This window comes from Catenulispora rubra (genome assembly GCF_015356825.1).
Lineage (GTDB): Bacteria > Actinomycetota > Actinomycetes > Streptomycetales > Catenulisporaceae > Catenulispora > Catenulispora rubra.
In genome coordinates this window covers 1-13,933 of sequence record NZ_JAACYW010000298.1, presented here as the reverse complement: position 1 = coordinate 13,933, position 13,933 = coordinate 1, and the positions used below count along the sequence as shown (strand labels likewise).

Below are 13,933 nucleotides of genomic sequence, written 5' to 3'. Positions count from 1 at the left end.
CCCCGACACCACCCCGCCGATCCACGAACGCCTCGCCCCGGTCATCGACAAAGCCCTGGAGAACCAGCCCGAAGGCGCCCCGAAGCCGCGCGTCACAGTGCTCGAAGACGTCCCCCCGGCCCAGCTGGACGGCATCCGCACCCTCGCCGCCGCCAAGGGCGTGGACATCGTCGTCCCGCACGGCGCCGTCGAGACCGGCCCCTACGGCTCGATCCGCGTCCCAGGCACCGAAGGCGGCAGCGGCTTCCGCATGGTCCACCCGGACGGCACCGTCGAACACCTCGGCGCCGTCTACGACCCGCGCCAGACGACCAGCGAGCCGACCAGCGAGCCGATCGTCGGCGGCGAACCTCCGGAAGTCCGCGTGGCGCTCGGCAGCGGCGGCGAGAAGTTCGTCTCCAAGGAAGTCGCCGGCGAGGGCGACTGCACCGTCGCCTCCCTCGCCGACTCGGCGCTCAGCCAGGGCGCGGCCAAGAAGAGCATCCACGCCGAGGGCCTGAACCTGAACGATCCCGGCGACATGCGCGAGTTCCGCAATCGCATCGCCGACCAGGTGGCGTCCAAGAGCACTGACACCCGCCCCGGCTCCGCCGTCCTGCTCGGCGAGCTCTCCCCCGACGGCGCCCGCACCGTCCTGGACCGCATCGGCCCGCCGAAGGCCTCGTCGAGCTCGCACATCGACGCCCTCGACCTGGCCGCCCCGCCACGACCGCGGGTCACGGACCCGGTCCGAGAGCTGTCCAACCGTCTGAACCAGGACCCTGCGACAGTCCTGTCAACCCTCGAACACCACTACTCCTCCGACGGCGACAAGGGCATGGCCCAACTCGCCGCGTACGCCAAGGCGAAGGTCGAATCCGGCGGCGACGTCCCCCAACACCGCGACCTCCTCGACTACGCGATCCGCGAGCGCACTCTCGCCGAGACCCCCCTCGGCGGCGAAATGCTCCAGGCCGTGGCGCACACTCTCGGCCTGGACGTGGTCGTGGTCAGCGACGACAAGCCGGCCTTCCACCTCAACGGCGACAGCGCCAAGCGGGTCTACATCCACCGCGTCGCCACCGAGGACGGCCGCAACCACTACCGCGCCCTGCACCCGGAGACGAAGCCATCCGGCAAGCCGCGGCACAGCACCCCGTCGGACGCCACCGAAAAGCCCCACACCACCACCGGCTCCGGCGGCACCCGCCGCTCCCGCGTCCCGGTCTCCTCGCGCGGCGGCCACGGCGCCGTCACCCGCCGCCCCACCGGCTCCGTCAGCAACGCCCTGCACCGCCTCGCCGGCGGCGCCCACGAGCGCACAGACACCGCCCTAGGCGTCGACACCCACACCGCCACGCCCCGCCCGACCACTCCGCGCAACCCGTCCCCGGACACCGCGAACCTGATGCAGCGCGCCGGCCGCCCGCACGGCACCGCACTCCCGACCCCCGACGGCTTCGAGCACACCGCCGGCCCGGACGTCCTCGGCATCCGCACCGTCCCGAACAAGCCCACCTTCCTCGCCGGCCTGCACCTGGACGACCTGCCGACGGCGAACCAATCAAGGTTCTTCGACGCCGTCGACCTGGCCCGCCCGGACGGCCCGCCGCACGACCTCGACACCCTGTTCAGCGGCTCCGGCACCCCGCACGATCCGCCCCGGATCCCCAAGATCCTGCACAGCATCTGGCTCGGCGGCCCGCTGCACGCCGACGGCGGCGACCGCGAGAACTTCATGAAGACCATGGGGTCCAACGCCGACAAGAGCGGCTTCACCGCAGTGTTGTGGACCGACGTCCCGCGCAGCGAGATCGACAGCCTCCACGCGCTCGACGAGAACGCCCCCCGCACGCCCCGCCAGGAACAGATCCAGCAGATGCTGGACTGGGCCGGCACCCACCGCGTCAAGCTCGCCAACCTCGACGAGGTCTTCGCCGGCCGCGACCGGGCCGAGCTGCACGCCGAGATCGCCACCGAGCGCGCCCGCACCACCGGATCCGGCTACGCCGGCGCCAGCGACCTGCTCCGCCTGGACATCCTGCACCGCTTCGGCGGCGTCTACACCGACGGCGACAACCGGGCCACCGAAAAGCTCGGCGAGCGGGTCGAGGAGATCGAGGCGGACACCGAGCACCAGCAGTTCGGCATCTCCAAGCTGGGCGCCAGCATCAACAACTCGGCGTTCGTCGCGCCGCCGGGCAACCGGATCGTGCACGACTACCGCGCCAGCCTGAAGCAGCGCTACGCCAAAACCCTGGTCGACACGCTCACTGAAAACGCCGCCCGGGGCAAGGCCGAGCACATCCCGATCGCCCGGCCGGACCAGGAGGCGTCCCGGTTCACCAGCCGCGACGTCCGCACCGAGGTCATCGCCCGCACCGGCCCGACCTTCTGGCACTTCGACGCGCTGGCCCGCTCGGCCGGGGCACCCGAGGACTGGATGGGCGCGCGCCAGTGGTTCCGGACCATCACCAAGGAGCACCTGGAGGCCGGCTCGGAGTCGAGCTGGCTCAGCGACACCGCCCCGAAGCCCGCGACCGGGCACACGCCCGAGCGCGCACCCGTCCACATGGAGCCGGAGCAGACCGTCAAGGCCGCGGTCGCGATCCTGCACCGCGAGGCGGCCAACCGCGAAGGCGTGCTCCACCTGCCGTCGGTCATGGACATCGTCGACAAGGCCGCGCCCGAGCACCGGGACCAGGTCTGGCACGCGGTCCTGCACACCATGCACGAGACCTGGCCGGCCAGGTATTCGAAGCCTGACATCGTCGTCTCCGGCCACTTCCAGACGCCGTCGAAGAAGGGCGACCCGATCGGCCGGAACCAGTCGGTCCCGCGCTCGGTCAAGACCTATCTGCACGAGAGCGGCCTGTTCCCGAACGGCACCGTCCACACCGCGGTCGGCCACGACTTCCGGATCCCGCCCGACGACGAGCTGCACCGGGACCTGACCGGCGCCGGCCTCAGGAACGTCCCTGCCGAGGACGCCCGCGACATCTCCCGCGTCCACAAGATGCTGTTCGGCCAGGCCCGACTGGCGTCGGCGGAGCAGATCCACCAGGCCGACAAAACCCTCGACCTGCTGCACTTCACCTCGCCCGGCGACAGCCGCACCGACCCGCTGTGGGCACCCAAGGCCCTGCGCGAGCTCACCGAGTACCGCAACGGCAACGAGGGCAACTACGACGCCACGCACCTGAATGGCCTGCTCGCCGACCACGCCGCCCTGACGCGCCGCGGCCAGCTCACCCCGGACGGCTACAAGCGCCGCCTCGACTACCTGAAGGCGATCCCCGAGGGCCAGGACCCGGAGAAGTTCGCCGGCCGGATGAGCCCCCGTCCGCCGTCCCGCAAGCTGTTCAAGCTCTCCGCGGCGCAGCACGACGAGCGCTGGGACCGCGCAGTGGACGTGATGGCGCTCGGCAAGGAGCTCGGTGGCCTGTCCGACCAGCAGGAGCGCGGCCTGTGGAAGCTCGTCGGCCTCTACCGCAGGACGCCCGGCCACGGGATGTCCGACCGGCCGCTGACGCTGCGAGACCTGGCCGGATTCCGCGATCAGCTCGCTACGCAGCACCCTGAGTTAGGCACCGTCACAGACCCGAGGGCCTGGACGCTCGGCATGGCCGACCGGGCCTACACATTGAGTCCGGAATCCGGCAAGCTCACCATCGACGAACTGGTCCAGAACGCCCGGCAGCACCCAGGCGAGGCGCCGTACGCGCGCGAGTACGGCCCGGCCCCCGAGATCGGCAAGCCCGATCTGCCCGCCTTCCAGCACCCCGCCGAGGCCGACCGCTTCCGCGCCGAGTACGTCGAAGCGCGCCCCGACGGCAGCGGCATCTGGATCCGCGACCCGCGGTCCCAGCACGACATGCAGACCCAGCACACGTCCACGACGATGCTGGCGGACCCCGGTCACTTCTCGGTGATGCTGCACGGTTCACCGCAGCACGTCCACGTCGGCAAGACCACGCTGTCCGCGCACGACATGGCCGACCTGCTCCGCCACACCCCGGAGTGGCGGAACGACCCGCGCCCGATCCGGCTGATCGCCTGCAGCACCGGCGAGCACGACAACGGCTTCGCGCAGCAGCTCGCCGACCTGCTCGGCGTCGAGGTGAAGGCGCCGAACACGGTGGTGTGGGGCGTCGGCCACGGCAAGCCCTACGCCAGCACCCTGGTCCGCCGCCCCGACGGCACCTACCGGCCGGTCAAGGAGGCCGACGGCGCGTACCGGGTGTTCACGCCGCGCCGCCTGGACCCCGACGGCAGCGTCCACAGCACCCCGATCCGCCTCGACACCGACTACGACCACCTCGGCCGCAAGCCCGCGCTGACCGTCCTGAGCCGAGCCCTCGCCGGCCCCTTCGGCGACACCCTGGCCGGCTCGGACCCGGTCACCCGCAAGATCGTGAACGACTGGCGCCACCTGATGGGCCAGACCGGCGGGGACAGTGAGAAGGCCTTCGAGGCCTCGGAGACGGGCCGCGAGGCCCTCGACAAGGTGCTCATCCCGGACACCGTCCAGTGGATGCTCCAGCACGCCCCGGCCGGCTCCGAGGTGAATCAGGCCCTTCATGTGCTGTCCGATTCGCGGCTGCAGTCGCAGCACGGCGGGCGCGACGAGCAGCCGCTTGGCGTGGCGTATCCGCAGGCCCATGTCCCTGTCACACCGGTCCCGCACTCGTTCATCGCGGACCGGACGCCGACCGCGCGCGAGGCGCGCACGTGGACCAACGTCCTCGTCGTCGCCGACGAAATCGGCCTTCACCCCGACTCCACCGCGCCCGGCACGCACCTCACCGAACTCAGTGCCCTGTGGAACACCGTCGAGACCCACCGCGAAGTGCTTCCCGCGCACACCGCTGCGATGGAACGCCCCATTCGCTACTCAGACCTGGAAGGTCTCGGCCGCCAGCTCGGCCTGCACCGTGCGAGCGATGAGACCCAGCTGGAGTTCGTGCAGCGGCTCAGCACCGACATCGGCTCGTTCAAGGCCGCGCACCCGCACGAGCAGTTGTCCGCGTCCGCCATGACGCGCCACCTCGAATCCCGCGAGACCAGCGCCACCCCTTCCACTTCCGTTTCAGCGCCACGTCCCGCGCGCACCGCTCTACTGCCGCCCCGCACCGAGCTCACCGACGACCAGGCCAAGGCTCTCTCCGACAGCCTCGGCGGCTACGTTCCGCCCGAGGGCCTGAAGAAACTCGCCGCGGTCAATCTCAAGAAGTTCCCGGCCTTCACCGATCCGCGCCGCGAACCTCAGCTCTCTGACTTCACCGACATCGTCCACCAACTCCTCGGCCCCGAGCACGACGTCCAGACCGGCGTCGCGACCCTCGCGGCGGCGGCGACGCGAGCCCGCAAGGCCGGCAGCCTGAGCGCGCTGGACGGCGCGCTGGTCCACGATGACGGCGACTTCGTCCGCGCACCCTGGTCGAGAGTCCGCTACGAGGCGTACGTCCCGTGGTCCGACCGGCACGCCATCGAGCGCGACGCCGCCCTGCTCTACTACCACGCCTTCGGCGAGCACGCGCCGGCGAACCCGGACGCCCGCGCCACCCGGAACATGCGCCGCGCCATGCAGGTCGCCAAGCTCGCACACTCCTCCTACGACCGGCACGGCCAGGCCGACCCCGAGACGTTCTACAAGCAGCTCGGCGATCGCTTGCGTCCGCTCAGGAACGACAGCGGCACTCCTGCCGACTCCTTCAAGCGACTCCTGTCCGCCGCCGGCTCCGGCGACGGCCGGTATCAGAACCCGGACTTCCTCGCCGGGCCGATGCACGGCCGGCTGCACGGCGTCGACACCCCGCGTCCGCTCCTCGGCCACGACCTCCCGGCCGAGCACATCACGACCTCGCGCACGCTCGCGAAGAAGCTCCCCGGCCTGTTCACCCCGACCGACTTCGGCGGCCACGAGCAGATCGAGACCCGACTCCGAGCCCTGATTCCCGGCCGCGGCCCGCTGCACTTCGAGGTCGGCCTGCCGACCGAGCTGCGCGAGGGCTTCGGCGCGATGACCGACGGCGGCCTGACGCTGCGCGTGACCCGCGACGGCCACGCCTACGACGTGCGCCTCAAGGCTCTGCTCAAGACCGCTCCGGAGCCGGTCGAGGAGTCGGCTGCCACCGCCAAGAACGAGAGCCGCATGTTCCGCACCGGCGACGACGGCGGCGGCAGCCACAGCACCAGCCGCACTCTCACCGTCGACGGCGGCGTCAAGGCCGGCTTCGGCCCGCTCGGCATCGGCGCGAACACCGGCACGTCGCGCATCCGCAGCCGGGAGCTGACCTCCTCGGAGGCCTTCGGCGGCGACATCTACCTCGACCCCTCCGACGGCACCCGGCGGCACACCGTCGAGACCCAGGTGCACATCGAGGTCACGGATACCACGACCGGCCACTGGGTCCAGGACGTGCCTGCCGCCGACGGCCCCTCCCACACCGTCGAGCTGCGGATCCAGGACCACCTCACCGCCACCGAGGGCTTCGACGCGACCCCGCACGCCGTCACCAAGCCGCTGGACGACCCCTCCGTCGACCACCTGCTCGGCGAGCGGACCGGATACGGCGACGAGCTGAAGCACGGGTTCCTCGCCGGCCTGCATGCCAAGGGCCTGACTCTCGACGAGAAGGCCCGCGGCGAGGTGAACGCCTACTTCGGCGAGCTGTCCTCCCCGCACAACGTGGCGGCCCTGCACAGCACCGACCCGCTCCGGCGTGCCGGGCTGAGCACGTCGATCACCGCCAAGGACCGCGACGGCACCGCAGTCACCCTGACCCTCGGCGCGCACGCGGAAGCCAAGACCCTGACTCAGGCGAGCACGTCCCGCGCCGGCCTGAAGATGGACACCGTCGCGCGCCACACCGTGAAGCAGGGCGTCAGCACCGGTCGCGGCGGCGGCCTGCCGTCCAGCCTGGCCGGCACCGCCAAGTCCCCCGAAGGCTCGGCCAGCGTCGGTATCACCGGCAGCGGCAACAGCACGCGGACCGAGACCGCGAGCCTGGAATCGGCGTTCACGGTGACCCGCACGACGCGCGCCGAGGACGAGAACGCCTCCTACCAGCTGGAGTCCAAGCTCGAACTGCACATCGGCATCGGCGACCAGACCGAGCGCATCACGGTGCCGGACGCGACAGCCTGGGTCCGGCTGCGCACCGCCGACCACGCGCGGCTGATCAGCGCGGACGGGACTCCGGAGCGCAAGGCGGCGGCGGAGGGTGCCGACCACCTCGACCCGCACCTGATGACGTCGCACGACCTGCCGCTCGGCCAGGTCAAGAGGATCGCGAACCTGGACGGGCTGTACCGGGACCTCGTCACCAAGCTGTCCGACCACCTGCCGGAAGGCGCCACCGAGGATCTGGCCAAGCTGTTCGAGGACGATCCCAGCGGCTCCTTCCTGCACGGCACCGACGACAAGCACCAGAACTGGCGCCGCATCGTCACCGCGGTCTCCGGCCCCGGCCTGGCGCAGCGCGCCGACGCGCTGGCCGGCGAGGGCGTGACGGTCAAGCTGCGGATCGGCGGCAAGGACGTGCCGCTGCGGCTGTCGATCGGCGGGCTGAAGCCGGCCGAGGCGACCTCGCTCGGCGTCGACGACAAGCTGATGCCGATCTCGGTCCACCAGGCGTCGCAGACCTCGAGGATCCGCAGCTCGAAGCAGCAGGACCTGTCCCTGACCACCTCGCTCGGCGTGGGCAGGAGCAACGGCCAGTTCACCGCCACGATCAGCGGCCGGCAGACGAAGGCGTCGCGCTCGACGGTGTCCGGCGGTGTGCGGCAGTACACGCGCAGCCTCAGCGGCAGCACGCTGTTCGAGGTCGGCGGCAAGCTCGGCTGGAAGCTGGAGCACGCCGAGAAGCCGATCGAGGGCTCGGTGGACGGCGGCCTGCACCTGTGGGTGTCCTCGGACCTGGTCAAGGCCACGTCGGGCCTCGGCAAGCCGCTGCCGTTGCGTCCGCTGGCCGAGCACGAGCACTCGCCGCTGGCCACAACGCCGATCCACATGGCGGTCAACGGCGGCGGCATGGACACGCTGCGTGCGGAGATCGCGAAGAAGAACCCTGATCTGGCTTCGGAGTTCGGGAACGGTCGGTTCGCCGCGGAGCTGCCGCTGCTGTCCGGCGGCGGCGTGCGGGTCGCGCCGGGCGTGCACTGGGATGTCACCCCGACCGGTCGGCCGCAGGTGCTCAAGACGCTCTCGGTGTATGTCGAGAGCCACGGCGAGGCCGGCACCGCCGTGGACCACGACCTGGAGGTCCGGCAGGGCAAGGGCGGCTCGGGGTTCGGCGGCGGCGCGGGCGCCGGCCTCACCGGTGGCGTCACGGTCAGCCACTCGCGCGACACGGCTCAGGGCTCGAACACCGGTCGCGGCGAGAACAGCTCGCGTCTGATGACCGCCAAGACGGTGCAGATGGCGCTGGTGCGGACGCAGGTGCGGCACCGGGTCACCGGTGTGGGCGGCCGCCCGGTCGAGACGGTCGGCGAGACGCTGGTCATGGTGCCGCTGAGCGAGCTGCACAACCGGCTGGAGCACTTCGACTTCCCGGCCGACGCGCCGGAGAAGGTCTTCGAGGGCTTCAAGACGCCGGGCGAGGGCGATCCGTCCCCAGCGTTGAAATCCGGCATGCTGTTCGGTCCGGTCGGCGCGCATCCGGACGGCGGTCTGGGGCTGGAGGCGACGGCCAAGGCCGACGCGGCGTTCGGCGACCGCGATCTGAGTGAGCAAGTCCGCGATCTGCTCCAGACGCCGACGCTGGCCTCGCAGATCCGGAAGCTCAGCGACGGCGGGCTGACGCATCCGATCGTCACCCAGAGCGGCGGGCGGTACGAGCTGCGGATCCAGGCCCGCCCGATCGGCCGGCCGGTGCTGCACGACACCAACGCCACCGGCGGCGTGAAGATGTACAACGCGGACGCGGTGACGTCGAGCGAGCGCTCGGGCGGGTCGAAGACGACGTCTGGCGCGGCGACATTCGGCGTCGACACGCCGCACGTGACGGTCACCGGCACGGAAACGCACTCGGGCATCTCCGCCGACGTCGAGACGCGGGCGCGGCGGGATGTGGAGTCCGAGGGGCTGCGGTTCTCGGGCGAATCAGTGGACGAGTACCGACAGAACGTCGAGTACACGTACACGATCACGCGGCTGTCGCATCCGTTGTGGAACCTGCATTTCGGCGACCGGCCGCCGGAGGCGCTGCAGAAGTCGGTCGAGGGCAACTATGTGAGCGAGGTGCGGGTCTTCGAGCCGAAGACGCACGTGCTCGATGCGCCGGAGGCTACAGGCGGGCTTCGGCCGAGACTGTCGGACCACGCGGTCGCGCTGGACTGGCACGGCCAGGAGAAGATCAGCACCCTGCTCCGCGAGGCCGGCGGGACGGAGCAGCGGCATGCGCCGCAGGATGCTGCGGTGCTCAGCAAGGGCAGCTTCGTCGGATCGCTGCACGACGTGCTCAAGCCGGGCGGCGCGGAGTTCCGTGGCGTGGACCTCGGCGGCCGGACGCTGATGATGAAGCGCGGTGTCCTGGTCGAGGGCACGCTGAAGCCGCCGAAGAGCGTGGCGTTCCTGAAGGCGGGCGCCGAGCGCGAGTCGTTCAGCCACCGCGACGTCAGCACGACGGTCGAGCACTCCGACAGTGCGAAGGACGAGACGAAGGGCCAGCTGTCGGTGAGCGGCGTGACCCCGAGCGGCGTGACGGTCGGCGGCCGCGTCGGCGTCGGACACGCCACCGAGGAGCGCGAGAAGACCAGCGAGACGCACAGCACCGAGACCCGGCCGCGCTGGGACCGGCAGCCCGGCGGGCTGTACGCGGTGCACGTGCCGGTGGAGCTGAAGCTCGACTTCGGCCGCGGCGGCGCGCCCCGCGGCACGACGGTCGACGTGCTGGTGCACGTGGACGCCGCCGGGGCGGAGGCGCTGGGGGTGCCGGCGGCGAGGCTGCGGGAGTTGCGGGGGGAGGCGGAGCCTGAACCGGCGCCGGTGGTAGTGCACGAGCCGACACCCGAACCGCATGTCGAGCCCGAACCACATCACGATCAACCGGTCCTCGATGCGATCCCGATCGATGACGCGACCCGCACCGAGCTCAGCCGATTCACCCCGGATGAGCTCACTCAGCTGGAGAGCCTGGCCCGCGACACCTCGCCCGAGGACTTCCGCCGCCTCATCATGCGCATCAGCCTGTCTCCGGGCACGGTCCCGGAGGCCGCACTCCTGGAACGCGTCCCCGGCCTGCTCTCGCGCGACCAAGTCCTGCACGCCGTCCACGAAGCCCGTAACGACCAGCCGCATATCGAGCCCGAGCCTCAGCCCGAGCCCGAGCCGGTCGCGCCGGTCGCCCCGGCCCACCAGCAGCCTCCACCGGCGCACCCCACCCACGCCACCGTCACCCCCCTCGTCGCCCCCTTCATCCGCCCCGGCGACGACTCAGTCACCGTCCACACCGTCCCGGCCGGCACCACCGTCTACCGCCTCGTCGACATCCGCACCGCCCTGGCCCACCTCGACGGCCGCATCGAGCCCCTGAACCGGCTCGACTGGATCCACCTCGGCCGCGGCCTGTACACCGCCGCCGACCGCGAGGGCGCCGCGCTCTACGACGACGACCGCTTCGACCGCGTCATGCTCCGCCTGACGCTGCGCCGCGACATGGTCGGCATGGACATCCGCGAGTCCGGCACCAACGCCGCCGAGATCGGCCACCAACTCGGCGAGCGGCACAACGGCGTCGTCGACGTCACCGAGGCCGGGCAGCGCCTGCTGACCGACGCCGACTTCGTCGCCGTGCACAACGGCGCGGAGGCCCCGCACGAGATCAAGTTCCACGAGGGCACCTTCGAGCACTTCAACATCCACCCCGACGACGCGGGCGTCACCGGCTACGGCGACGGCGTCCTGGCCCTCTACGGCGACTGGACCCAACGCGCCGAGCACCTGCCGCCGGCCGCGGACTACGTCCTGGCCGAGATCGGCCGCCTCACGACCGGCGCGCCGCTGCCCTGGCACCAGGTCACCGGCGACCACGTCCGGCAGCTCGCCACCGCCATCGGCCTGCCGCACGACCGGATCGGCGAGCTGCACGACCTGATCCCGGTCCACATGCCCGACACCGTCGAGGAACTCCGCGCCGCTCTGCACGACGGGGACGCCGTCGACTTCGCCACCGTCAAGCAGCACCAGGACGACGCCAAGCTCGTCGCCGACGCGATGACCTCGATGGCCGCGGGGAAGAACACGGCCTTCCTCCAGCGCTCCGGCTTCAAGGACGTCCAAGACAAGGCGGACGCCCTCGCCGGCCTGACCGACGACCGCGCGCACGTCGCCGCCGTCAACGACCTGCACGCCGCCGTCGAGAGGTTCACGGACTCCCTGCCGTTCGAGCAGCGCCAGAAGTTCGAGCACACCGAGGTCTACAACGCCACCGGCCAGGCCTTCGCCCGCATCTCGATCGTGGAGCTGCGGCTGCGCCGCGAGGTCGGCGGCTTCAAGGTGCACGTCGGCCACGACTTCGCGGACGACAAGTCTCGCGGCGACTGGCTGGCGCGCATCGACAAGGACTTCGCGGCGCGCACCGACGACGTCCTGTGGATCCGCAACATGAAGCACAAGCCCGACAGTGGCCTGAAATCGGCTATCGACGCGATGATGGCCAGCCCGGACCGGCGCTACTTCACCGTCGCGCTGCACGGTTCGCCGGGCGCCGTGCACCTCGGCAACGGGCATCTGTCGGTCAAGGAGCTGGCTGCGATCATCCGGCAGGACAAGAGCTGGTCGCAGAACAAGCGGCCGGTGCGGCTGTTCTCCTGCTACACCGGGATGCACGACAACGGCTTCGCGCACGAGTTGGCCAAGGCGCTGGGTGTGGACGTGATCGCGCCGAACGACAAGGCCTGGGCCGACCGGAACGGCAACACGCACGTCTCGGAGAACCTGTACGAGTACGGTGACGACGGCGCGCCGAAGCTGAAGCCTCTGCGCAAGCAGCCGGAGACCGGGGCCTGGCGGCGCTTCACGCCGGAGGGGGCCGTCGCGTTGGAGCTGAAGCCGGAGGAGCACCTGGGGCGGACGTCCGCGCTGACGCTGCTCACCCGGACCCTGCCGCGTACCGAGGAGGAGATCAAGGACTGGCCCGAGGCCGCGCACGAGCCGTTGCGGACGCTGGCCGGCGTGCTCGCCATGAACAACTCGCTCTTCGAGCGGCACTTGATCGACCAGCACATGAACGCGACGCGCAGGACGCTGTCGGGGCTTCTCGATCCGGGGACGATCGCGACGTTGGCGGAGCATGTTCCGGCTGATCGTGGCGATATTCGGGAAGCGTTGCATCAGCTGTCTTTCAGCCGGCATGAGCCTAATGATTCGCAAGCGGCGCACGACGATGCGGCGACGCCTCAGGGACAAGACCCAGCCCACGAAGCCCACGACCACAGCTCCACAGCCGTGGCCTTCACCCTCGGCGGACCTCCGACTCCGGAAGAACAGTCGCTGGCGGACATCACGACCAGGCTGGAGGGCGGGGAGCAGGTCTGGGTCCGTGACAACCGGTCGGGCTCGATGCTCGCCCGGCCCGTGACGCTGGTGGACGGGCGGCCGCACCTGGGCTCGATCCGGCTCCTGCCGCGCCACATGGGCCGGCTGGACGTCGCCGAGGGCTTCCCCGAGCGGCTGTCGCACTCCGAGCCGGGTGTTGTGCCGGTGCCGTCGGTCAAGCCGAACGGCAACCAGCGGATGCTGTTCCACAACACCTCGCTGATGTTCGGGCACTTCACCGGGGACATCGTGCGCGTCGGGGGTGGCGACCGGTTCGGCAACCAGCACCTGACGATCGACAAGGCGCTGCCGGCGCTGTTCGCGAACCTGGCGACGCAGGACCCCGGGACCGTGCAGATCTTCCTGTCGCTGATCCACCACGACCGGCACCTGGCCGGGGGCACGATGACCGACAACGGGTTCGTCGCCCCGGCGAACATCCACTTCCGGCCGGATCCGAGCCGCCAGCGTGCGATCGCCCTGCCGGCCTGGCTCGGCGACCAGGCGCGGCACGACGACCCGCCGCCGGACCCGGAGCCGACGGAGGTGAACCGGCAGGTGACGTACGCGCGCTTCAGGACCTTCGTCGACAGCCGCCTCGCCGACGTCGGGTTCCCGCCGGAGGACCGCAGGGAGCTGATGGACTCGCTGGACTGGACGGCGAGCCGCTTCCACCCGGCGCCGGACGCCATGACGGTCGCCGACCGCGAGGCGCTGTTCGCGGGGCTGTACCTGAACGCCGGGGAGCGGCTGGACTTCAGTAAGAAGGCTGTGGTGCTGCAACGATTGTCGGGGCACGATGTGCCGGCGCCGCTGGCGCTGATCGTGCGCGACACGTCGCCGATGACGGCGGGGCTGCGGACGTCGCTGGAACTGCTGCACACGGAGCTGCCGGCGGGCTCCGCCGCGGCCACGACGATTCAGGCGTTGCTGACGCACAGTGGCGAGCTGCGGCCTGCGGCGCCGCCGTTGAATGCTGCGATAGCGGTGATCATGGAGCACTACTGGCCGGTTGTTTTGAGCTGGATGGCTCCTGCGGAACCGGAATAGAAGCAGGAACCGGAATAGAAATAGGGATAGGGATAGGAACCACGACGACTATGCCGACCACGACGCGTATCGCGAAAGTCTTCGACGGCGCTACTGATGGCGTGCCGTACTACCTGCCGAACCATCCGCGGCTGACGCCGGCGGAGCGCGCGGAGCCGCTGGCGTACCTGGCGGCGGGTACGGCGCTGCTGATGACTACGGCGATGGAGCCGGACTTTGTGGATCCGGCGCGGGGGGAGGTGGTGCCGATGAACTTCCGGACGGATGGGAGGTGGGTGTGGAACGACGCGCTGGCTTATTACTTGGGCGAGTATGGGTTCGCGCCGGAGGCGGAGTTTTTGGCGGCTATGCGGGGGGCGGGGT

At 70.9% G+C, this 13,933-nt stretch carries 1 protein-coding gene and 1 pseudogene; both read left to right on the top strand.

The window, feature by feature from the left end; all coding sequences use genetic code 11:
* Positions 1–97: 97 nt before the first annotated feature.
* The gene (locus tag GWK61_RS45120; protein WP_228564004.1) at positions 98–13,570 is read left to right on the top strand and encodes a DUF8616 domain-containing protein; all 13,473 of its coding nucleotides are present in this window, start codon (positions 98–100) and stop codon (positions 13,568–13,570) included.
* Positions 13,571–13,620: 50 nt separating this feature from the next.
* Positions 13,621–13,933, top strand: a pseudogene (locus GWK61_RS45115) (hypothetical protein); the annotation flags it as partial.